This is a genomic window from Streptomyces bambusae, assembly GCF_019400985.1.
In the GTDB taxonomy this organism is placed as follows: domain Bacteria; phylum Actinomycetota; class Actinomycetes; order Streptomycetales; family Streptomycetaceae; genus Streptomyces; species Streptomyces bambusae_A.
This window is the reverse complement of sequence record NZ_WTFF01000030.1, coordinates 1-21,563: the sequence shown is the minus strand read 5'-3', so window position 1 is coordinate 21,563 and position 21,563 is coordinate 1. Positions and strand designations below refer to the sequence as shown.

The window sequence follows — 21,563 nt, the reverse complement described above, 5'->3', positions numbered from 1 at the left end:
CAAAGATTGTGTCCGCTTTGTCCGACCAAAGTGACCGGGGTCACGCGGTCCGGGTGCGCGGGGGTGGAGTGGCGAAACGGCCGAACCCGTTCAAATCCCGAGGGGGGCAAAACGGTGCACACTCCTCATCGATACTCCCCCGAGTCCCCGCAAATCGCCCACGATCGTCACCGTGGAGGACTCAGCCCTCCACCGCCCGCCGCAGCCGGTCCGGGTTCACCCGCCAGAAGGTGTGCTGTTCACCGTCCACCAGCACCACCGGGATCTGCTCCCAGTAGAGCCGGTAGAGCTCCTCGTCCTGGGAGATGTCCTTCTTCTCCCACCGCGCGCCCGTCTCGGCGCAGATCTTCTCGACCACTTCTTGGGCGTCGTCGCACAGATGACACCCGGGCTTCCCGACGAGCGTGACCAACCGCTCGGCGGGACTCTTCTTTTCCTTGCGACGCAGCAGAGGACTCATACCCACCATTCTGCGCCGCCCGCGGCGTAACACCTGCGCCCCGAAGAGTTCACACCCCCGCATCCCGGCGGTTCGGAAGGCACCGAACACAGTGGCTATGCTCGCGTCATGTCCGCTCCCGGATGGCTCACCCCCCGTAGGCGCTCCGCGACGGCACGGAGCGTGCTCGCCGGCGAGGCCTCGGCCGAGGCCGCCCGCAAGACCGCACTCGCCGAAGCCGAGCCGCCCACCGAGGCCGAGGCCGAAGCCGAGCCGCCCACCGAGGCCGAGGCCGAGGCCGAGCTGCCCGCCGTGGCGGAGGAGGCGCAGGCGCCGCCCGCGCCCGAGGCCGCGGTGGAGGCGCCGGCCGAGTTCCCGGTGGCCGGCGACGACCTCGCCGCCGCCTTCTTCGACCTCGACAACACCGTCATGCAGGGCGCCGCGATCTTCCACTTCGGCCGCGGTCTGTACAAGCGCGAATTCTTCCGGCGCCGCGAACTCGCCCGGTTCGCCTGGCAGCAGGCCTGGTTCCGGATCGCCGGGGTCGAGGACCCCGAGCACATGCAGGACGCCCGCGACAGCGCCCTGTCCATCGTCAAGGGCCACCGGGTCTCCGAGCTGATGGACATCGGCGAGGAGATCTACGACGAGTACATGGCCGAGCGCATCTGGCCCGGCACCCGCGCGCTGGCCCAGGCCCACCTCGACGCCGGCCAGAAGGTGTGGCTGGTCACCGCCGCCCCGGTCGAGACGGCCACGATCATCGCCCGCCGGCTCGGCCTGACCGGCGCGCTCGGCACCGTCGCCGAGTCCGTCGACGGCGTCTACACCGGCCGCCTCGTCGGCGAGCCCCTGCACGGCCCGGCGAAGGCCGAGGCGGTGCGCGCGCTCGCCGCCGCCGAGGGGCTCGACCTCGAACGCTGCGCGGCGTACAGCGATTCGCACAACGACATCCCGATGCTGTCGCTCGTCGGCCACCCGTATGCGATCAATCCCGACACGAAACTGCGCAAGCACGCGCGGGAGCACGACTGGCGGCTGCGCGACTACCGCACCGGGCGCAAGGCCGTGAAGGTCGGCGTGCCCGCCGCGGCCGGAGTCGGCGCACTGGCCGGCGGCGCGGCCGCCGCGATCGCCCTGCACCGCCGCCGCCGCTAGCCCGTCTCTCACCGGACCGGCCGCCCGACCGCCGCCGGCCGCTCCGGCCTGCCCGCCGCCCGGACCTGCCCGGGCGGCACATTCCCCCAGGTCTACCCGTGCGTCCCGCGCGCCACTCCCGTATGCCCGAGTCGGTCGCGAGCGGCCTCGGAAGCGCCCATTCCGGACGCCGAAACGATCAGCAATCGATCACAGTCCGCGACCGAATATGCCCTCGACACGCAACGGAAGTGTCGGAATCGATGATTTGCGCAACTGGGTGTAGCACTGCCTGTACGAAGCGTTATTCTCCTCAGACGCATGCCACCGCCCATTCGTCGCCACGACGGGTGAACGGTCCCGCACTGCACGTGATGGAAGCTCTGCCTCTGGGAGTCCCGTGTACCCACCTGTCGGGGTTGACGCCTCGGGCCTGGCTACGCTGCGCGCAACGGTCCTCGACCACTTGCGTGGCTTCGTCCCCACCGCGTACGCCGTCCCCGCTTTCGCCGCGGTCCCTGCCGGCCTCGGCCATGCCGGTCCTTGCTATGCCCTGACCGACGGCGGAGCGACGGTGGGCAGACGCGGTCGTACGAGCGGCGGCGCGAGCGGCGGCGGCGCAGCCACCTCCACCACCCGCCGTCCCACCGCGGACAGCGACAGCGCCCGCATGATGGACCTGGTCGAACGCGCCCAGGCCGGCGAGGCCGAGGCCTTCGGCCGGCTCTACGACCAGTACAGCGACACGGTGTACCGCTACATCTACTACCGCGTCGGCGGCAAGGCGACCGCGGAGGACCTCACCAGCGAGACCTTCCTGCGCGCCCTGCGCCGCATCTCGACCTTCACCTGGCAGGGCCGCGACTTCGGCGCCTGGCTGGTGACGATCGCGCGCAACCTGGTCGCCGACCACTTCAAGTCCAGCCGCTTCCGGCTGGAGGTCACGACCGGCGAGATGCTGGACGCGAACGAGGTGGAACGGTCCCCCGAGGACTCCGTCCTGGAATCCCTCTCCAACGCGGCCCTGCTGGAGGCCGTACGGAAACTCAACCCGCAGCAGCAGGAGTGCGTCACCCTCCGCTTCCTCCAGGGCCTCTCGGTCGCCGAGACGGCCCGGGTGATGGGCAAGAACGAGGGCGCGATCAAGACCCTCCAGTACCGCGCGGTCCGCACCCTGGCCCGCCTGCTCCCGGACGACGCCCGCTGACGCCCGGCGCCGACTGCCCTGCCTTCCCTCGACAACCGGTGACCCCTCGATGACGCTGTGGTCCGATCATCCTTCGTCCGTAACCCAAGTGCCGCGACGCTCGTTGTGCGGAATGCAGGCTCCCTGTGGACACGCCATGCCCGAAGCCGCTCACTCGAAAGTGTGGATGCGCTCAAGGCAGGCAACCTTCCGGACACCTTGGGGAGTCGATCGTCATGACGAGAGGAGGTGCCGCCAGTGATCGCGAACGTTTCTCCCCACCGGCGGGCGAACGCCTTCGCCCAGGCCCTGGAGGACCGGACGTCGTCCGACCCCTCGGAACGGGAGCCGGCGGCCGAGCAGTCCGAGGCACCTGCCGAACCTGCCGAGCACGACCGGCTGTTGGCCTTGGCGAGCGCGCTCGGCGAAATGCCGCGCCCGGAGTTGGACGCCGAGGTCAAGGTGGTGCAGCGAGCCCAGCTCGTGGCCGCCATGGAGGCCATGGTGATGGAGGAGAGGGCCGGGGGCGGTGCCGCCTCGGACCCTCTGGTGCCCGAACAGCGGACCGGCCGCGGCGCCCACCGGGCGACCTCGCTCCGGAAATTGCGGCCCCGCTCCCGCTGGTCCAAGGGCATCGCAGCGGGGGGGCTCACGGTCGGCGTGGCGGCGGGGGCGTTCAGCGGTGTGGCCGCTGCCAGTACCGACGCCCTGCCGGGTGATTCGCTGTACCCGGTCAAGCGGGGCATGGAAGACCTCAAGCTCGGCATGGCCGACGACGACGCGGACCGGGGCGAGCTGTATCTCACCCAGGCCTCGACCCGGCTGTCGGAGGCCCGCCGGCTGATGGAGCGCGGCAAGGCCGGGCCCCTCGACCACGAGTCGCTGGGCGCCATCCGCCGGGCCCTGTCCGGCATGCGGCACGACGCGGCAGAGGCCCACCGGCTGCTGCACTCGGCGTACCAGAGGGACGGCTCCCTGGGACCCATCCAGGCGCTCACGTCCTTCTCCCGCACGCACCGCGACGTGTGGGGCAAGCTGCGCCAGGCCCTCCCGCCCCAGCTGACGGACGTCGGCGACCAGGTGAGCTCGGTCTTCAAGGCCATAGACGATGACGTGGCGCCGCTGCAGTCCCTGCTGCCGAAGCCGCCGGAGCAGACGCGGGGCGGCGCACCCGCGTCCCGGCCCGTCGGCACCCCGGCGGGCACACCGCAGCAGCAGAACAAGCCCGCCGCCACCCCGTCGGGCACCCCGGCGGCCGGCACCCCGTCCACGGCCGGCGCACCGGCGACCCAGGGCCAGGGCCTCCTCGGCGGCGCGGACGGTCTCCTTCAGCCCCCGGCGGCGGGCACCAGCCCGTCCCCGTCCGGTCAGGCCGAGCAGCCCAAGCAGGAGATCACCCTGCCCCCGCTCCTCCCGGGCCTGCTCCCGGGCCTCGGCCTCAAGGCGGAGGAAGCCGAGTAGGCCGAAGCGGACCAAGACGAAGCCCCCGACCGTCGGACGACCGACGGCCGGGGGCTTCGCCGTACCGGCACCGGGCCGGGCGTCAGAAGAAGACGGACCGCCGCTGCACCAGCAGCTTGTAGAGGGTGTGCTGTATCTGTTCGCGGACCTGGTCCGTCAGGTTGAACATCAGCATCGGGTCCTCGGCCGCCTCCGGCGGATACCCGTCCGTCGGGATCGGCTCGCCGAACTGGATCGTCCACTTCGTCGGCAGCGGCACCATCCCCAGCGGCCCCAGCCACGGGAAGGTCGGCGTCACCGGGAAGTACGGGACCCCCAGCAGCCGCGCCAGCGTCTTGGCGTTGCCGACCATCGGGTAGATCTCCTCCGCGCCCACGATCGAGCACGGCACGATCGGCGTCCCCGCCCGCAGCGCGGTCGAGACGAACCCGCCACGCCCGAAGCGCTGGAGCTTGTAGCGGTCGCCGAACGGCTTCCCTATCCCCTTGAAGCCCTCCGGCATCACCCCGACGAGCTCCCCGGCCTCCAGCAGCCGCTGCGCGTCCTCCGCGCACGCCAGCGTGTGACCCGCCTTGCGGGCCAGCTCGTTGACCACCGGCAGCATGAACACCAGGTCCGCCGCCAGCAGCCGCAGGTGCCGCTGCGCCGGGTGGTGGTCGTGGACCGCCACCTGCATCATCAGCCCGTCCAGCGGCAGGGTGCCCGAGTGGTTCGCGACGAGCAGCGCCCCGCCCTCGGCCGGGACGTTCTCCATCCCCTTGACCTCGACCCGGAAGTACTTCTCGTACAACGGCCGCAGCAGCGACATGAGCACCTGGTCGGTGAGCTCCTTGTCGTAGCCGAAGTCGTCGACCTCGTACTCGCCGGTGAGCCGCCGGCGCAGGAAGGCCAGCCCGCCCGCGATCCGCCGGTCCCAGTCCGGGCGTACGGCCGGCCCCGCCGGTACGGGACCCGCGGCCGGCTCCGCCCCGGCCGGGAGCCCGGGCTCCGCCGCCGGCACCGGCACCGGCTCCGGCGCGGGCACCGACCGCACCCGACGGCCCATCGGCCGCCGCCGCGGACGCTCCTCGTCGAACGGAATGACCTTGGCGTCCGCCACTATCTCTTCGCTCCCTCGTCCAGCGCGCCGTCCGGTACGCCGTCCAGCTCGACGTCCAGCAGCCCCGCCACCGCGTCCACGGCCCGGCCCACCCGGTCCGGCGGCAGCAGCGCGCCGCGCCGGCTCCGGGCGAAGTCCGCGAACGTCTCGGCCGTCGTATACATCGGTTCGAATCCGAGCACGTCCCGCATCTGCGTGGTCTCCACGACACGCCCGTGCGTGAGCAGACGGATCTGTTCGGGCGAGAAGTCCGTCACCCCGACCGTGCGCAGCGCGGAGCCCACCCAGGTCACCGCGGGCAGCAGCAGCGGCACCGTGGGCCGCCCCAGCCGCCGCGAGCACTGCGACAGCAGCAGGACGCCGTCACCCGCGATGTTGAAGGTGCCGCTGTTGAGCGTCCCGCGCCGCGGCTCCCGCGCCGCCAGCCCGAGCACGTCCAGGACGTCGTCCTCGTGGACGAACTGCAGCCGCGGGTCGTAGCCGAGGACGGTCGGCATCACGGGCATGGAGAAGTACTCGGCGAGCGCCGAGTCGGCGAAGGGCCCCAGGATGTTCGCGAAGCGCAGCACACACACCGCCACATCCGGCCGGCGCCGCGCGAAGCCCCGTACGTAGCCCTCGACCTCGACCGCGTCCTTCGCGAAGCCCGCCGAGGGCAGCGTCTTGGGCTGGGTGGTCTCGGCGAAGACGGCCGGGTCCCTCGGGGTGCCCCCGTAGACGCTGGTGCTGGACTTCACCACCAGCCGGCGCACCGTCGGCGACTTCTGGCAGGCACCGAGCAGCTGCATGGTGCCGATGACGTTGGTCTCCTTCACGGCGCTGCGCACGCCGGTGGCCCGGCCGCCCGTGACCGCGAGGTGGACGACGGTGTCCACGGCGTGCTCGGCGAGCACGCGGGCGATCGCCGACTGCCTGATGTCCGTGCGGACGAACTCGGCGGACCCGAGCCGGTGCGGGGGCGTCACCGCATCCACCGCAATCACCCGTTCGACGTCCGGATCCCGCTGGATCCGGCGCACGAAGCGGCCTCCCAGCTGCCGGGCAGCCCCGGTCACGAGCACGACCTTGCCCACCGCTCAGCGCCTCCTCGTGCGACGTACGAAGTACCCGGCTGCACCGCAGCCCCTCCACCAGGATGGTGGAGGGGCTGCGGGAAACACGTACAGCTGCCGTTTACTTCTTGTTACGGCGCTGGACGCGGGTGCGCTTGAGCAGCTTGCGGTGCTTCTTCTTGGCCATCCGCTTGCGCCGCTTCTTGATAACAGAGCCCACGACTACCCTCGCTCACTTCTTCTCACTGGTGCGGGGCGTCTGGGCCCACACGACCTACGTCGGCCTAGCCTACCCGCCAGAGCGCAGAGCTTGTAATCCGAGGGCCACCCTGGGGTCAGTCTCAGGCCGACTCCACCCCCACGAAGGACTCCCGGAGGTACTCGTGGACCGCGTTCTCCGGAACCCGGAAGGAGCGGCCCACCCGGATGGCGGGCAGATGGCCGTTGTGCACCAGGCGGTACACGGTCATCTTCGACACTCGCATCACCGAGGCGACCTCCGCCACGGTAAGGAACTGAACCTCGCTCAGAGGCCTCTGGTCAGCAGCCATGTCACACCTTGACCTTCCGCGCATGACGGGGCACCGGCTTCCCCTCCGGTTACTCCACGTCGTCGCACGCTCACTCCCCAGAGTAGGGGCGTGTGATACGAGTGGGGAAGAGGAGCTACGGTCCTCACGTCCGGGCCGAGCGGGTTGCCCGATCGAGCACATAACGCGTCAAGGGCCGGTAGTGGTCCGAACGGACCGCGTCATCAAGCGGAACGGCCACCGCCACCCGCCCCTCGGCCTCCCCGACGAACAGCGCCGGATCGTCGGTATCCGCCAGCCCGATCGCCTCGAAACCCAGCTGACCTGCCCCGCAGACCCACCCGTGATCCCCCACCACCAGTTCCGGCAGCGGCCCCCCGGCCTCCGCGAGGGCCCCGAGCGCGATCCGAACCGGCAGTGGTGAATGGGTGTGCGCGCCGGTGCCACTCCATGCGGGCCGCGCGCCGGGTTCCCGCACCAGTGCGACCCCTCGTACGTAGTCGAGGCAGTACGTGCGTACACCGAACCGGGTCGCCACGTCCAGGGGCCTGCCCTGCGCCGGCGTGAGGACAACACATCCCGCCGCCGACAACGCCCGCGCCAATGTGACGTAGAACTCCAGGAGCCGGTGCGGGTGCCCGGTCCCCAGCAGCACCGGCACCCGCGCCCGCGCCGCCGCTCCCAGCCGCGCCGCGAACGCCTCCAGCGCGGCCACCGTCCGCTCCGGATCGATCACGTCCGGGCCGCTGACGTGCGCCGGGTCCGCCGAGACCCCGCACCGGTCGGCCATCAGCCGCAGCAGGTCCGCCTCCGCCCAGCGCCCGTCCGGCTCCAGCCCCAGCAGCACCCGCGGGTCGCGCGCCGCGAACAGCCGGTAACTGCGCAGGCTCTCCTCACGGGTGGTCGCGACGGGGCCGGCCAGCCGGGCCGCCAGCAGATGCGCCCGCAGGGCGCCGGTGCTCAACACGCCCCCGATGCTGCCCCACCCGTCTGAACACCCCACGTCTTTGGACCGAACAGCCCACCGTTGGCCTAACGGGGCTTGCGGCGGGCACGGGAAACCCTGAGAGCCGCCCGGGCCGCCCGCGCCGCGGCGATCCAACTGATGGCCCAGGTCCGGCTGTTGGTGATCTGCGTGGGTGCGGCGGTGGCGGCGACGGTCCGGGCCGTGGCGTCGTACCAGGCGCCTACGACCGCACCCCGGTCGGCGGCGCGGTCGGCGGCGGGCGTCGAAGCCTGTGCCGGCACGGCCGCGGTGGCGGCCAGCAGGAGGGCGGAGGCGAGGGGGACGAGGGAGGTGCGGAACCGCCGAGAAGTAGGCGTAGGCGTGGACGTGGACGTGGACGTGGACACGGGCACCCCTGGAGGAGAGCGGCGGCGGACGGCGTCGGGCGACCGTAACGACGCCGCTCCGGGGCACGCAATGCCCCAAGACCGGCCAGGGGTGTCCTGCAACGAACCTTTCGCGCCCCGGCCGTACGCCCGTCACAACCGCTCAGCGGGGCGTCGGAACAGGCAGGTTGAAGACGTGGTCCGGGGTCACGATCTGGGTGATCGCCTGGCCGAACAGCGTGCTCGGCTCGATGACCTTGTCGTAGAGGATGTCCGTGTTCAGGAGGACCACCAGGGTCGCCTGCGGCCCCGGCAGGTAGATCGTCAGGGTTTCGTACCCGGGCAGTGAGCCGTTGTGGCCGATCCAGCCCTGGATGTCGAAGATGCCCATGCCGTAGCCCGCTCCGGGGATGCCGGTCGGCAGGGTCCGCAGCCGTTCGGCCTGCGTGGCCGGCGTGAGCAGCGTGCCGGTGGCCACCGTCCTGGCCCACGAACGCAGGTCCTTGAGGTCGGAGATGATCGCGCCGGCCGCCCAGGCCCAGCTGGGGTCCCAGTTCGTCGAGATCGCGACCTTCCCCGATGCCGTCTGGTTCGTGTAGCCCTGCGGGTGCGGCTGCGGGAACTCCGCGCCCGTGGGGAACAGCGTGCGGCGCAGGCCCGCGGGCTCCAGCACGTGCCGCTCGATGTACTCGTGGAGCGGCAGACCGCTCACCTTCTCCACCACCAGGCCGAGCAGGATCAGATTGGTGTTGGAGTACTCGAACTTCTCGCCCGGCTGGAACTGCACGGGGTGCTTGAACGAGTAGTCCAGCAGCTGCTGCGGGGTGAAGAGCGTGTTCGGGTTGCTGAGGAACGCCTTGTCGAAGTCCGCGTCCTCCGAGTAGTTGAAGAGTCCGCTGCGCATGTCGGCGAGGTCGCGCAGATGGATCCTGTCCCCGTTCGGCACCCCGTCGATGTACTGGGAGATCGGGTCGTCGACGCTCAGCTTCCCCTGGTCGACCAGTCGCAGCAGAGCGGTCACGGTGAAGGTCTTGGTCTCGCTGCCGATGCGTACGTACATGTCCGTCGTCATCGGCTGCCGGGTCGCCTTGTCCGCCACCCCGAAGGACTTGACGTAGTTCCCCTTGCCGGGAGCGGAGAGCGACACGGTGACACCCGGCACGTTCGCCTCGCGCATCACCTTCTGCACGGCTGCGTCCAGCTGCCGGGCCACGGCCGGGCTGAGCAGCGGGAAGTCGTCGTCGGGGGCCGGGGCCGCCCGGGTGGGCGTGGGGACGGGAGAAGGAGCGGGCGTGGGTCCCGCGTACGCGGTCCCGGCCGCCGCGGGCAGGGCCAGCAGCGCGGCGGCCGCCGCGGCCACCGTTCTGCGGCGCAGGCGCAGCCGTCCGTGTGCTGATCCGCGCGAGCACTTCACAGCGGGCCTCCTGTCGCACGAGGAACGAGGACAAGGCTCCGGAAACCAGCGTAGGCCCGTACGACGGCGCCCCGCACGGCGAGCGGCGGGAGCGCGTACCGGGCTGCGGTCACCCTTGGGACACGGCCACGCCCGCCGTCTTCGACACGCCCGGTGTGCCGGGTACGGCCGGTGTGCCCGGTACGTCTGCCGCTCCTGCCGCGTGGCGCAGGGCCAGGGCGGCCAGGGCCTCGGGGGCCCCGGCCTGGTCCCGGATGCCCGGGAAGGCATTGACGTCCACGATGAGCGGCGTGCCGGCCCCGGTGTCGATGAGGTCCACGCCGAACACGTCGAGCGCGAAGACCTCGCCGACCCGGTGCACCAGCGCCGCCCACCCGGGCGGCAGGTCCGCGACGGCGAGCGGCCGCGTGGACGGCCCCTGCCCGGGGGCGAGTTCGGAACGCCGCAGGGCGGCGAACAGCCGGTCGCCCACCGCCCACAGCTTGTGGTCCCAGCCGTTGTTGGGGGCGAACTCCTGGACCACGACCGGCTCCCCGGGGTGCGCGGCGGCCAGTGCGCGCAGCGCCGCGTCGTCGTCGACCCGGGCCACCACGTCCTGCTTGCGGTTGTGCCGGCTCTTGACCACCACGGGGCCGCGCAGGGCGGGCCCGGACGACGCCACCAGGTCGCGCAGCGCGTCGAAGGTACGGGTGGCCGCGAACGGCAGGCCGGCGGCGAGAGCCGTGTCCGCCATCGCCGTACGGTCCTGGCACAGCTCGGTCGCCGCCGCGGAGTTGACCACCGGTACGCCGTTGCGCTCGGCGTCCCGGGCGAGCGCGAGGGCGCGCGGCGCACCCGACTTGAGGAGGTAGACGTCGGCGGGCGGGAGCGGGACCCGGGTCAGCCGGTCCGGATCGAGCGGGAGCACCTCGTGCCCGCCGCGGGCGAGCAGGGCGGAGGTGGCGGCGAGCACCGGGTGGTCCGGCCGCGGGGTGATCAGGCCGATCCTCATGCGGTCTCACCGCCGGTGAGCGGGACCTGGACCGGTACGGGGCGGGTGAGCGGGGTCACCGCGGGCGACGTGCCGTCCCGCTCCGGAAGGCCGCCGTCCCGCCCGGGCTGCTGCGGCGCCCGGGCAGCCGGCACCACCGACCGCCCGGCGTCCACCGCCGCCACGCTCGTGACTCCGGCCACGCCCGCCAGGTCCGTGGCTTCTGCCACCCCGGCCGCGCCGGCCACGCCCGCGACGCCCGTGACACCTGCCACGCCGGTCACGTCCGCGACTCCCACCACGCCGGCCGCGTCCGCCACGCCCGCCGCGCCGGGAACACCCGCCGCTCCCACCGCGCCCGCCGCGCCGTCCGTACCGCCCGTCACCCCACCCCCGCGGGCCAGTTCGAGGATCGCCCGGGCCACCCGTGCCGCGGCCGACGGGACCTGACGGAAGCTCGGGAAGTCGTTGACGTCCACGACCACCGGGCCGTCCGGCCCGAGCAGCACGTCGAGGCCGTACAGGTCCAGCCCGTACACCTCGCCCACCCGTGCGGCGATCGCCGCCACCTCGGCCGACAGCGGCACGTTGCGCTCCCGCACCGGTAGGTCGGGATGCAGCGGGGACCGGCGCTCGGTCGCGTACAGCTCGCCGCCGACGCAGTAGACCTTGATGTCGGTGCCCCCGTTGGGCACGTACGGCTGGGCGATGAGCAGGCCCTCGCCGGCCAGGGCGGGGAGCATCGCCGCCAACTGCTCCGGCGAGGCGAACAGGTGCACCCCGCGCCCGGAGCTGCCGTCGGCCGGCTTGACCACCAGCGGGTACTGCGACGCGGGTATCTCCAGCAGCAGCGCGGGATCCGCCGCGGCGTAGGTCGGCGGCAGCGGAAGCCCCCGGCTGCGGCCGACCGCGGCGGCCAGCGCCTTGTCGCGCACGCCCCGGATCGACCGCGCGTCGTTGACCGTCGTCAGCCCGGCGTGGGCCGCGGCCTCCAGCAGCGTCAGACCCGGGCCGCCCGACACGGTCTTGAGGATCCAGGCGTCGTGCACCCCGGTCCGCACCACGTCGGTCATCCGCACCAGCGAGCCGCCGGGCCGCAGCACGTCGACCCGGTGGCCCCAGGCGACGAGCTGGCGGATCACCTCAACCGGCATGCCGTCGTGGCGGTACTGCTCTTCCACCAGGAAGCAAAGCCTCATCGACATTCCCGAAAACCCCCGGCCCCCGCCGGTCCGTCCGGCGCGCTGTTACGTCACACAATGTCATGAACGGTGATGAAGCGATCTCCCGCCCCGGCCGCGGTCCCGGCCCTGCTTGTAGCATGACCGACCGTGAGCGGTATCGACCGGAACGAACGGGCAGCGGGCGCCGTCCTCGGCGCGGCGGTCGGCGACGCCCTCGGCGCCCCCTTCGAATTCGGCCGGCCTGGCGCGTTCTCCCGCACCGACGGCGAGATGCGCGCGGGCGGCGGCTGGGAGGCGGGCGAGGCCACCGACGACACGCAGATGGCCGTGCTCGTCGCCGAGTCCCTGCTGGAGCGGGGCGGGTTGGACCTGCCCGACATGTTCGACCGGTTCCGGCGGTGGGCGGCGGCCGGCCCCAAGGACATCGGGCTGCAGACCGAGGCCGTACTCACCGGCGGCGACCCCTGGGACCTGGCGGCGGCCCTGCACTTCCAGGCCAACCAGCATGCCGCCGGCAACGGTTCGCTGATGCGCGCCTCCACCTCCGCCGTCCACTTCGCGGCGCAAGGCACCGCAGCGACCATGGCCGCCGCACGGCGGATCGCCGCGCTCACCCACGGGGACCCCGCCGCCTGGCACGGCACCGCCGTCCTGCACGAGCTCGTCCGCGTGGCGCTCACCGGCGCCGACCCGCTGGCGGCCGTACAGGACACCGTGGCGCTGCTGCCCCAGCCGCACCGCGACCGCTACGCCACCGTCCTGGCCCCCGACTGGCACCCCGACCGGGCCACCGAGTTCAACGGGGCCGTGTGGCCGTGCCTCGGGTCGGCCGTCTGGGCCGTGCGGGTGGGCCGGGGGTTCGAGGGGGCGGTCGGGGCGGCCGTGGACCTCGGCGGGGACACCGACACCGTCGCCTGCGTCACCGGGGCCCTCGCCGGGGCCGTGTACGGGGTCCGGGGTGTGCCCGGGCGGTGGGCCGGGCGGGTGCACGTGCCGTTGCCCGGGTCCGGCGGGCGGGTGCTGCGGGCCGGGGAGCTGGTCGAGATCGCGCACCGGCTGGCCGGGGCGGCGGACGACGCGGCGTCCGGGGCGTCCGGGGCGTCGTGTCCGTCAGCGGGGTGACCTGACGGCCCGGCCGGTCCGGTGTGCCCGCGCGGCGGCCGTACAGTCGGCGCCGAACCCTCCCGCGCCGGCAAGGAGAACCCGTGGATCCGACGTACGACGACCGCTTCCCGACGGACCCGGCCCGGCCGGGCTTCGGATCCGCCGCCGGTGACGGATCCGCCCGCGCCTCGCTGCGCGTCTTCGTGCTGGCCGGCTCCTCCCGGAGCGGTTCGATGAACCGCCGGCTCGCCTCGCTCGTCGGCGGGCTCGTCACCCGCTCCGGTCCGACCGTGGACCTCGCCCGCCTGGCCGATTTCCCCATGCCCGCCTACGACGGCGACACCGAGGCCGGAGAAGGCCCGCCCCCGGCGGCGGTCGCGCTGCGCGACCGGATCGAGGCCGCCCAGGCCCTGGTGATCGCCTCGCCCGAGTACAACGCCTCGGTGCCGGGGGTGGTGAAGAACGCCATCGACTGGGTCTCGCGCTTCCGGCCCCAGCCGTTCAAGGACAAGCAGACCCTGCTGGTCTCGGCCTCGCCGTCCATGGTGGGCGGCAACCGCGGCCTGTGGGCCCTGCGCGTCCCGCTGGAGCACCTCGGGGCCCGCGTCTATCCGGACATGTTCAGCCTGGCCGGCGCCCACCACGCCTTCACCGAGGACGGCGAGCTGACCGACCCGCAGCTCGCCGAGCGCCTCACCCAGACCGTGGACTCCTTCCTCGACCTGGCCGAGGCGGACACCCGCTACCTGTGCCTCCAGCGCCGCTGGTACGAGTTCCTCGGCGACGGCACCGACGCCCCCGTCACCGCCCGCGCCCAGGACTGAGCAATTCCGCGCACAGCCAGGGCCGTTGGGGCCGTTGGGACCGGTGGTGCGGGTGGCAGGTGATTAAGGTGGGGCGCGTGATACGACACATCGCGTTCGAGCGCCTCCACAACTTCCGGGACCTCGGCGGCTACCGGACCCGCGACGGCCGCACCGTCCGCTGGCAGCGGCTCTACCGCTCCGACTCCCTCGCCAAACTGGCGGGCCCGGACGCGGCCGGCGACCGCCACCGCTTCCGCGAGCTGGGCGTGCGGACCGTCATCGACCTGCGCTACCCGTGGGAGATCGAGGCCAAGGGCCGCATACCGCACTCCGACGACGTCACGTACCTCAACCTCAGCGTGGAGCACCGCCCCTACGACCAGGCCGAGATCGACCCCGAGCTCGACCCCTGGCGCTACCTCGCCGACCGGTTCGCGGAGGTCGCCCTCGACGGAGCCGTCGAACTGCGCGCCGCCCTGGAGGTGATCGCCGGCTCCGACGACCCGCAGGTCTTCCACTGCGCCTCAGGCAAGGACCGCACCGGCCTGCTCGCGGCCCTGGTGCTCGCGTTGCTCGGGGTCGGCGAGGACGAGATCGCCGCCGACTTCGCCCTGACCGAGCTCGCCACCGAGCGCCTGGTGGCCGACTGGAAGGCGGCCAACCCGGACCGCGTCCTGCGCTGGCCGGCGTACGGGCGGGCGCCGGAGGAGGTCATCCGGCTCTTCCTGGCAGACCTGGCCGCCACCTACGGCTCGGTCCACGCGTACGCCACCGGCCACCTCGGGGTGGACGAGGAGCTGATCGCCCGGCTGCGGGACCGGCTGCTGGAGCCCGAGACGGCCTAGGGCCTGTCCGCCGGACAGGCCCTAGTGCAGCCGCAGCGTTAGGATCTTCGCACTGCCCGGACGTAGCGCAGAGGTCGTCGCACCGCCATGCCATGGCGGGAGACGCCGGTTCGAATCCGGCCGTCCGGGCAGGCAGTGCGCGTGCGCCGGGCGCGGGCGCACCGCGCGGCCCCGTGGCGCAGAGGCAGTCGTACCCTCCCCACCAGGAGTGACAGGCCGGTTCGCGTCCGGTCGGTGGCCGCGACGACGGACACCAGGGGCAGGGCGGCGGGGGAGTTGGCGGGACAGGCGAGGCAGCAGGCGCACGGGCACGGGCATGGGCATGGGCACGAGCCCGAGCATGCGCACGAGCCTGGGCACGCGCACGGCCACAAACGCGTGCCGGAGGAGGCCGGGGAGACCGTCACCGAGGAGGAACTCGCGGCCTTCGACCGTACGGTCGGCAAGCTGCGCGCCCTCCCCGCGGACGACCCGGTGCGGCTGAGGGCCGAACAGGTCGCCGCCTGCTTCGCCCGCGACGGCCGCCAGCGCCGCCGCAAGAACCGCAACGAGGCCCGCACCGCCGCCGACGACGCCCTCGCCGCCGCGACCGCGACCGGTGCACCGGAACGCCGCGAGGACGCCCCGCTCGACGCCGCCGCCGCGGCCGGCCCCGTCGGGGTCTTCGCCCGCCCCCGCCGCTGCTACGTCTGCAAGCAGTTCTACCGGCAGGCCGACGGCTTCTACCACCGGCTCTGCCCCGACTGCGCCGCCGACAACACCGCCCGCCGGGCCATGAGCTGCGACCTGACCGGCCGCCGCGCGCTCCTCACCGGCGGCCGCGTCAAGATCGGTTTCCAGCTGGCCCTCATGATGCTGCGCGACGGCGCCGAGCTCCTCGTCACCAGCCGCTTCCCCCAGGACACCCTGGCCCGCTTCCGCGCCGCCCCCGGCAGCGAGCAGTGGCTGGACCGGCTCACCGTCGTCGCCGTCGACCTGCGCGACCCCCGCCAGGTCCTCGGCCTGTGCGAACGGCTGCGCGCCGACGGCGACCCCCTCGACATCCTGGTCAACAACGCCGCGCAGACCGTACGCCGCCCGCCCGAGTCGTACGCGCTGCTGGCCGCCGCCGAGTCCGCGGCGCTGCCCGGTCCCGGCCGGATGTGGCGGGCCCCGGGCTACGAGCCGATGCGGGCCCTGGAGGCAGGCGGAACCGGTGCCTCCGGCGCCCTCGCCCTGGTCCTGGACGAGGCCGACGAGGCCGGGCTGCTGCCCGACCCCGCCCCCGCCAACTCCTGGTCGGTGAAGCTCGGCGAGCTCGACCCCGCCGAACTGCTGGAGACCCAGCTCGTCAACGCCCTGGCACCGGCCCTGCTGGTCGACCGGCTGCTGCCGCTGCTGCTCGCCTCGCCGCGGCCCCACCGCTACGTCGTCAACGTGACGGCCGTGGAAGGGCGCTTCGCGGTGCGGCGCAAGACGGCCGGCCATCCGCACACCAACATGGCCAAGGCGGCCCTGAACATGCTGACCCGCACCAGCGGCCCCGAACTCGCCGCGCACGGCGTCCACATGTGCAGCGTCGACACCGGATGGATCACCGACGAGAACCCCGTGCCCAGGAAGAACCGGATCGCCGCAGCGGGTTTCCGGACCCCGCTCGACATCGTGGACGGCGCGGCGCGCGTGTACGACCCCATCGTGCGCGGCGAGGCGGGGGACCCGGTGGCCGGCGTCTTCCTCAAGGACTACCGGGAGGCGCAGTGGTGACACTCCCCGGCCCGCAGGCCACCGGCTTCGCCGGCACCAGGGCCGCCTGAACCGGGTCCGGCGGGGGTCTCGTAAGATCACCGGCAAGGGCGGAGCCGTAGCGCAGAGGTCGTCGCACCGGTCTCCAAAACCGGGACACGCTGGTTCGAATCCAGCCGCTCCGCCCCCCTCGTCCCGCCTGCCACGTGCCTCGCCGGCGGCGCAGGCCGGGGTCAGCGGCCCCGGCGCACCCGGGCCGCCCTGCGGGCCTCCGCCAGCTTGCGGGCCTCGGCCGTCCTGCGTGACTCCTTGCCACGGGCGGGACTGCTGCCCAGCCCGCGGAAACCGAGGGTGCTCTCCTTGGCCCCGGCCTTCCCGGCCGCCGGCTCCGCCGCGGGCGCGGCGCTGCCCGGCAGCGGCACACCGGGCGGCCGCTTCGCGCCCGTGATCCGGGCCAGGGCGGGGTCACCGGGGCGTACCGGGGTGGCCGTCGCCCGGATGCCGGCCTCCGACAGCATGCGGCTCACGTCGCGCCGCTGGCCCGCGGTGACCAGGGTGACCACGCGGCCCGACTCGCCGGCCCGCGCGGTGCGGCCGCCGCGGTGCAGGTAGTCCTTGGGGTCGGCCGGCGGATCGACGTTCACGACCAGGTCCAGCGCGTCCACGTGCAGGCCGCGGGCGGCGACGTCGGTGGCGACCAGGACGTCGATCTCGCCCTGCTTGAACTGCTCCAGCGTGTGCGTGCGCTGCGGCTGGGACTTCCCGCTGTGCAGGGCGGCCGCCCGTACGCCGCTGCCGCGCAGCTGGCGGGTGAACCGGTCCACGCTCTGCCGGGTGTCCAGGAACATCAGCACCCGTCCGTCCCGGGCCGCGATCTCGGTGGCGGTCTGGAACTTCTCCGCGCCGTGGACGTGCAGCACGTGGTGGTCCATCGCGGCCACCGCGCCCGCCGCGGCGTCGACCGTCGCGACCACCGGATCGTCGAGGTAGTGCCGCACGAGGTGGTCGACGTCGCGGTCCAGGGTCGCCGAGAACAGCATCCGCTGCCCGTCCGGCCGGACCTGGTCCAGGAGCTCCGAGACCTGGGGCAGGAAGCCCATGTCGCACATCTGGTCGGCCTCGTCCAGCACCGTGATCCGCACCTGGTCCAGGTGGCAGTCGCGGCGCCCGACCAGGTCCGCGAGCCGGCCCGGGGTGGCGACGACCACCTCGGCGCCGGCCTTGAGCGCGGCGGCCTGCCGCCCGCTCTGCAGCCCGCCGACCACCACCGTCAGCCGCAGCTCCAAGGCCTGGGCGTACGGGGTCAGCGCGTCGGCGACCTGCTGGGCGAGCTCCCGGGTCGGTACGAGGACCAGCGCGAGCGGCCGCTTCGCCCCGGCCCGCCGGCCCGCGGTGCGCGCGAGCAGGGCCAGTCCGAAGGCGAGGGTCTTGCCGGAGCCGGTCCGCGCCCGGCCCAGGACGTCCCGGCCGGCCAGGGCGTTCGGCAGGGTCGCGGCCTGGATCGGGAAGGGCTCCGCCACGGCCAGGCCGGCCATCGTCCGCACCAGCTCCGGCGGCAGCCCGAGCTCGGCGAACGAGGCTGCCGGCGGCAGCCCCGGGGTGACCGTTTCCGGCAGCGCGAACTCGCGCTTCGCGTTCATGGAGAAACCTTCCTCGTCCCGGTGCCCGGAACGGGCCGGGGCCCGTACCCTCGCGGTACGGGCCCCGGCTGCGTCGTAAGCGTCCGGCCATTTTACCAGCGCAGGCCCCGGCGGCCGGTGCGGTCAGGGCGCCGCGAGAAGGCTCCGGGGCCTGGCGCGGTGGGGCCCTACGGCCCTACGCGAACTCCAGCCGGGCGATGCCGCCGTGCTCCAGGGCCGTGTACAGGGCGCCGTCCGGCCCGAAGGCCAGGCCGTGGGGCTCGGAGCCGGTGTCTGCCAGCGCGTACTCCGTGACCCCGCCGTCGGGCGTGATGCGGCCGATCCGGCCCGCGCCCCACTCGGTGAACCAGCAGGCTCCGTCCGGCCCCGCGACCACCGCGTGCGGGCGGCAGGCCGGATCGGGCAGCGGGAACTCGGTGATCGCGCCGGCCGTCGTGATCCGGCCGATGCTGCCGGCGCCGATCTCGGCGAACCACAGGGCCCCGTCCGGCCCGGCCGCCAGCCCCACGGGCCCGGCGCCGGACGTCGGCAGGGGGTGGACGTCGACCTCGCCGTCCACGGTGATCCGGCCGACGGCGCCGGCCTGGTTGAGCGTGAACCACAGCGCGCCGTCGGCGCCCGCCGCGATCGCCGACGGGAAGGCGCCCTCGACGGGCAGCGGGAACTCGGTGACCTCGCCCTCGGCGGTGATCCGCCCGATCCGGTCGGCGTGCAGCTGGGTGAACCACAGCGCTCCGTCGGGGCCGGCGGCGATGCCGTACGGTCCGGCGCCGGCCGTGGGCAGGGCGTAGCTGGTCGACCCCCCGTCCACGGTGATCCGGCCGATGCGGTGGTCGCGCATCCGCGTGAACCACAGGGCTCCGTCGGGTCCGGCGGCGATGAGGGACGGCCCGCAGTCGGGGGAGTCCAGCGCGAACTCGTCGAGCTGCCCGGCGGGCGTCAGCCGGGCGATGCGGCCGCCGTGCACGAGCGTGCACCACAGGGCTCCGTCGGGACCGGCGGTGACGGCGTACGGGCCGGAGGCGGGGTCGGCGACGGGGAAGTCGCGCTGGTCGGTGAGGGCCGGGATCGGGGTGGTGCGGGTGGGCATGCGGTCCTTTCCAGAGGGGTGGTTCGGTGGTGCGCATGGTGCGTGTGCTGCGGACAGTGCGCGTGCTACGTGTGCGTGCTGCGGATGGCCGGAGTGCGAGCGGGCTACGGGCCCCGCCGACGCGGGGCCGGTCAGGCCGGGCACGAGACCCGGGAGTACGGGGCCCAGGGCGCGTCGCGGGTCAGGCCGGTACGGGCGCCGTCGCGGCGGACGGCGCGTGGAGGTCCAGGCGGCGGCCCTGCCAGCGGCCGCACAGCTGCCGGTCGTGGCTGACCACGACCACCGCTCCGGCGAAGTCCGCCAGTGCCGCCTCCAGTTCCTCGGCCAGGGCCGGTGAGAGGTGGTTCGTCGGCTCGTCCAGCAGCAGGACGTCGGCCGGTTCGGTGACCAGCCGGGCCAGCGCGAGCCGCTGCCGCTGCCCGGCGGACAGCGCGCCCACCGGTACGTCGAGCCGCTCGCGCCGGAACAGGCCCAGGGACAGCAGCCGTTCGGCGTGCTCGTCCGGTGTGCCGGCCCGGCCGTGCGCGAACGCGGCGAGTACGGTCCGCCCGGCCGGCCCGACCTCGGCCTGCTGGGCCAGCAGGCCCGTCCTGCCGCGGCGTACGATCCACCCCCGGTCCGGTTCGGACCGCCCGGCCAGGATGCCCAACAGGGTGCTCTTCCCCGACCCGTTGGGGCCCGTGACCAGCAGTCGGTCGCCGGCCGCGACGGTCAGGTCCACCGGGGCGAGCCGCCCCTCGACCTCGACGCCGTCCGCCTGCAGCAGCGCGGCGCGCGCGGCGCCGACGGCCGCGGGAGCCGTACGTCCGGTGGCCGCGGTGAGCGCCGGCGTGAAGCGCAGGGGCTCCGGCGGTGCGGGTACGGGCGCCGCGAGGAGCCGGTTCAGCCGCTCCTGGGCGTTGCGGACCCGGCCGGCCAGGGACTGCTGGACCCGTCCGGCGGCCCTGTCGTAGGCCATCTTGTTGCCGTCCTTCATCGCCCGGCCCGGGGCCACGCGGCGCGCCGTGGTCGCCGCGGTCTCGCGCAGCCGGGCGACCTCCGTCCGCCAGGCCGTGTGCGCCTCGGCGCGGCGCTGCCGGTCGGCCGCCCGCTCGGCGAGGTAGCCGGCGTAGCCGTTGCCGTGGCGCACGGTGCGGTGCAGGTCGCCGTCGACCTCCAGCAGGACGGTGGCGAACCGGTCGAGGAAGGCGCGGTCGTGGGAGACGGCGACGGTGGTGCCGCGGCGCCCGCGCAGATGCTCCTCCAGCCAGGTCAGCGCGGCGTCGTCGAGGTGGTTGGTCGGCTCGTCGAGCAGCAGGACCTCGGGGGACGCGGCGAGCAGGGCGGCGAGGCGCAGGCGGACCTGTTCGCCGCCGGAGAGCCCGCCCACGGTGCGCCCGCGGGGCAGGTCCATCAGGCCGAGGCCGTGCAGGGCGCGCTCGGCGCGCGCGTCGGCCTCGTACCCGCCGCGGAGTTCGAAGGCGGTGAGCAGGTCGGCGTACTCGTCGAGGATGGCCGGACCGGTGTCGTCCCCGGTCGCCATCTCGGTTTCGAGGGCGCGCATCCGCCGTTCCATGGCGTGCAGGCCGGCCAGTGCCCGGTCGACGACCTGCTGGACCGTCAGGTGGGCGGGGAGGGCCTCCTCCTGGGCGAGGAAGCCGATGCCGCCGTCGGCGCGGACGACGACCTCGCCGCTGTCGGGGCGTTCGGCGCCGGCCAGCAGCCGGAGCAGGGTGGACTTGCCGGAGCCGTTCTCGCCGACGACGGCCAGCCGGCCGCCCGCGGGGACGGAGCAGGTGACGGAGTCGAGGACGAGGCGGCCGTTGTACGACTTGGTGACGTCAAGAACGGTGAGCTGAGCGGTGGTACGTGCGGTCATGGGGTGCCTTTCGGGTGCCCGGAGCGGGGCGGAGGGAGGGGGAGGAGGGTGCGGAGCACAGGGAACGGGGGTGGATCACCATCGGGATCACTCCTTAAAGCGACGAATGTTGCGTTAGAATGTTTGCATGGACAGCCCGACGCCCGCAAGTGGCAATGCAGAGTTCCCGGCCCGCCGTCGCACCGGCGGCCGCAGCGCACGGGTCCGCGCCCAGGTCCTGGAGGCCGTCGGCGCCCTGCTGGTGCAGGGCGGGTACGACGGCCTGACCGTGGACGCGGTCGCCGAACGGGCCGGCGTGCACCGCACGACGGTCTACCGGCGCTGGCGCGACGTGGGCGGCCTGCTGGCCGACGTCCTCGACGCGGCGGCCGACGACGACACGTGGAGCCCGCCCGACACCGGCTCGCTGGAGGAGGACCTCGCCGCCATGAACCAGGAGGTCTACGACGCCCTCGCCGCCGACGCGACCCTCACCACGGCCCTGATCGCCGCCTCGTTCCGGTCCCCGGAGGCCGCCGCGGCCCTGGGCCGGTTCTGGGCGGACCGCTACGAGCGGTGCGCGGCGGTGGTCGACCGGGCCGTCGCGCGCGGCGACCTCGCTGCCGGCACCGACGCGCGGGCGGTGGTGGTGACCGCGACCGCCCCCGTGTACCACGAGCTGCTCCTGCTGCGGGCCGCCCCGGACCCGGCC

20 protein-coding genes, 2 tRNA genes and 1 pseudogene are annotated in these 21,563 nt (G+C 73.8%); 10 read left to right on the top strand and 13 right to left on the bottom strand.

Translation table 11 applies throughout. The annotated features are described in order from the left end of the window. Positions 1-181: 181 nt before the first annotated feature. Positions 182-460 (bottom strand): glutaredoxin family protein, encoded by a 279-nt coding sequence (locus GPJ59_RS07360; protein WP_219665634.1) that lies wholly within the window; start codon positions 458-460, stop codon positions 182-184. A 108-nt stretch (positions 461-568) separates the two neighbouring features. On the opposite strand from GPJ59_RS07360, the gene GPJ59_RS07355 reads away from it, so the two are divergent. From GPJ59_RS07355 to GPJ59_RS07345, 3 genes are all read left to right on the top strand, one after another. Continuing rightward, positions 569-1,597 carry an HAD family hydrolase gene (locus GPJ59_RS07355; RefSeq protein ID WP_219665633.1) on the top strand — a complete coding sequence of 343 codons (1,029 nt, stop codon included), beginning with the start codon at positions 569-571 and terminating at the stop codon, positions 1,595-1,597. A 379-nt stretch (positions 1,598-1,976) separates the two neighbouring features. Continuing rightward, positions 1,977-2,783, top strand: coding sequence for an ECF subfamily RNA polymerase sigma factor, BldN family (locus GPJ59_RS07350; RefSeq protein ID WP_219665632.1), 807 nt, complete (start codon positions 1,977-1,979; stop codon positions 2,781-2,783). A gap of 237 nt (positions 2,784-3,020) precedes the next feature. Next, a complete protein-coding gene (locus tag GPJ59_RS07345; RefSeq protein ID WP_219665631.1) occupies positions 3,021-4,223 on the top strand; it encodes a DUF5667 domain-containing protein in 1,203 nt (400 codons plus the stop codon). A gap of 82 nt (positions 4,224-4,305) precedes the next feature. Here the strand turns inward: GPJ59_RS07345 and GPJ59_RS07340 are convergent, their stop codons facing one another. The 9 genes and pseudogenes from GPJ59_RS07340 to GPJ59_RS07300 all read right to left on the bottom strand — a co-directional run. Further along, positions 4,306-5,322 carry a lysophospholipid acyltransferase family protein gene (locus GPJ59_RS07340; RefSeq protein WP_219665630.1) on the bottom strand — a complete coding sequence of 339 codons (1,017 nt, stop codon included), beginning with the start codon at positions 5,320-5,322 and terminating at the stop codon, positions 4,306-4,308. Next, positions 5,322-6,395: an NAD-dependent epimerase/dehydratase family protein gene (locus GPJ59_RS07335; RefSeq protein WP_219665629.1), complete on the bottom strand. Its 1,074-nt coding sequence runs from the start codon at positions 6,393-6,395 to the stop codon at positions 5,322-5,324. Before GPJ59_RS07335 ends, GPJ59_RS07340 begins: the two co-directional genes overlap by 1 nt. A 100-nt stretch (positions 6,396-6,495) precedes the next feature. Beyond that, the gene (locus GPJ59_RS07330; protein ID WP_003948845.1) at positions 6,496-6,594 is read right to left on the bottom strand and encodes a 30S ribosomal protein bS22; all 99 of its coding nucleotides are present in this window, start codon (positions 6,592-6,594) and stop codon (positions 6,496-6,498) included. Positions 6,595-6,715: 121 nt separating this feature from the next. Next, positions 6,716-6,925 (bottom strand): helix-turn-helix domain-containing protein, encoded by a 210-nt coding sequence (locus tag GPJ59_RS07325; protein WP_219665628.1) that lies wholly within the window; start codon positions 6,923-6,925, stop codon positions 6,716-6,718. A gap of 124 nt (positions 6,926-7,049) precedes the next feature. Then, complete coding sequence (locus GPJ59_RS07320) at positions 7,050-7,871, bottom strand: phosphatase (RefSeq protein WP_219665627.1); 822 nt, start codon at positions 7,869-7,871, stop codon at positions 7,050-7,052. A gap of 65 nt (positions 7,872-7,936) precedes the next feature. Beyond that, positions 7,937-8,257, bottom strand: a complete 321-nt coding sequence (locus GPJ59_RS07315; protein ID WP_219665626.1) for a hypothetical protein — start codon at positions 8,255-8,257, stop codon at positions 7,937-7,939. A gap of 142 nt (positions 8,258-8,399) precedes the next feature. Continuing rightward, a complete protein-coding gene (locus tag GPJ59_RS07310) occupies positions 8,400-9,650 on the bottom strand; it encodes a serine hydrolase domain-containing protein (protein ID WP_219665650.1) in 1,251 nt (416 codons plus the stop codon). A 109-nt stretch (positions 9,651-9,759) separates the two neighbouring features. After that, a complete protein-coding gene (locus tag GPJ59_RS07305; RefSeq protein WP_219665625.1) occupies positions 9,760-10,641 on the bottom strand; it encodes an ATP-grasp domain-containing protein in 882 nt (293 codons plus the stop codon). A 350-nt stretch (positions 10,642-10,991) separates the two neighbouring features. Further along, a pseudogene (locus tag GPJ59_RS07300) lies at positions 10,992-11,819 on the bottom strand (ATP-grasp domain-containing protein); the annotation flags it as partial. Positions 11,820-11,960: 141 nt separating this feature from the next. Between GPJ59_RS07300 and GPJ59_RS07295 the strand changes: the two are divergent. The 6 genes from GPJ59_RS07295 (at position 11,961) to GPJ59_RS07270 (ending at position 16,470) form a co-directional block, all read left to right on the top strand. Beyond that, entirely contained in the window at positions 11,961-12,926 is a 966-nt protein-coding gene (locus tag GPJ59_RS07295) for an ADP-ribosylglycohydrolase family protein (RefSeq protein WP_219665647.1), read from the top strand. Positions 12,927-13,099: 173 nt separating this feature from the next. Beyond that, positions 13,100-13,732 carry an NADPH-dependent FMN reductase gene (locus tag GPJ59_RS07290; protein ID WP_219665646.1) on the top strand — a complete coding sequence of 211 codons (633 nt, stop codon included), beginning with the start codon at positions 13,100-13,102 and terminating at the stop codon, positions 13,730-13,732. Between the two features lie 77 nt (positions 13,733-13,809). Then, entirely contained in the window at positions 13,810-14,559 is a 750-nt protein-coding gene (locus tag GPJ59_RS07285) for a tyrosine-protein phosphatase (RefSeq protein ID WP_219665624.1), read from the top strand. Between the two features lie 56 nt (positions 14,560-14,615). Further along, a tRNA-Gly gene (locus GPJ59_RS07280) sits at positions 14,616-14,688 on the top strand. A gap of 249 nt (positions 14,689-14,937) precedes the next feature. Beyond that, on the top strand, positions 14,938-16,305 hold the full coding sequence (locus GPJ59_RS07275) for an SDR family NAD(P)-dependent oxidoreductase (protein ID WP_219665623.1): 1,368 nt from the start codon (positions 14,938-14,940) through the stop codon (positions 16,303-16,305). 89 nt (positions 16,306-16,394) lie between these two features. Further along, positions 16,395-16,470: transfer RNA gene (locus GPJ59_RS07270), tRNA-Trp, on the top strand. A 47-nt stretch (positions 16,471-16,517) separates the two neighbouring features. On the opposite strand, the gene GPJ59_RS07265 is transcribed toward GPJ59_RS07270, so the two are convergent. The 3 genes from GPJ59_RS07265 to GPJ59_RS07255 form a co-directional block, all read right to left on the bottom strand. Beyond that, the gene (locus tag GPJ59_RS07265) at positions 16,518-17,924 is read right to left on the bottom strand and encodes a DEAD/DEAH box helicase (protein WP_219665622.1); all 1,407 of its coding nucleotides are present in this window, start codon (positions 17,922-17,924) and stop codon (positions 16,518-16,520) included. Positions 17,925-18,099: 175 nt separating this feature from the next. Further along, the gene (locus GPJ59_RS07260) at positions 18,100-19,014 is read right to left on the bottom strand and encodes a Vgb family protein (RefSeq protein WP_219665621.1); all 915 of its coding nucleotides are present in this window, start codon (positions 19,012-19,014) and stop codon (positions 18,100-18,102) included. Positions 19,015-19,195: 181 nt separating this feature from the next. Further along, positions 19,196-20,872, bottom strand: a complete 1,677-nt coding sequence (locus GPJ59_RS07255) for an ABC-F family ATP-binding cassette domain-containing protein (protein WP_219665620.1) — start codon at positions 20,870-20,872, stop codon at positions 19,196-19,198. Between the two features lie 127 nt (positions 20,873-20,999). Here GPJ59_RS07255 and GPJ59_RS07250 point away from each other — a divergent pair. After that, positions 21,000-21,563 (top strand): TetR/AcrR family transcriptional regulator (locus tag GPJ59_RS07250; RefSeq protein WP_219665619.1); only part of this gene is annotated, 564 nt, incomplete at its 3' end.

Coding starts and splice junctions, on each gene's coding strand:
- GPJ59_RS07360 (WP_219665634.1), bottom strand. CDS start 460: ATGAGTCCTCTGCTGCGTCGCAAGGAAAAGAAGAGTCCCGCCGAGCGG.
- GPJ59_RS07355 (WP_219665633.1), top strand. CDS start 569: ATGTCCGCTCCCGGATGGCTCACCCCCCGTAGGCGCTCCGCGACGGCA.
- GPJ59_RS07325 (WP_219665628.1), bottom strand. CDS start 6,925: ATGGCTGCTGACCAGAGGCCTCTGAGCGAGGTTCAGTTCCTTACCGTG.
- GPJ59_RS07305 (WP_219665625.1), bottom strand. CDS start 10,641: ATGAGGATCGGCCTGATCACCCCGCGGCCGGACCACCCGGTGCTCGCC.
- GPJ59_RS07265 (WP_219665622.1), bottom strand. CDS start 17,924: ATGAACGCGAAGCGCGAGTTCGCGCTGCCGGAAACGGTCACCCCGGGG.
- GPJ59_RS07260 (WP_219665621.1), bottom strand. CDS start 19,014: ATGCCCACCCGCACCACCCCGATCCCGGCCCTCACCGACCAGCGCGAC.
- GPJ59_RS07255 (WP_219665620.1), bottom strand. CDS start 20,872: ATGACCGCACGTACCACCGCTCAGCTCACCGTTCTTGACGTCACCAAG.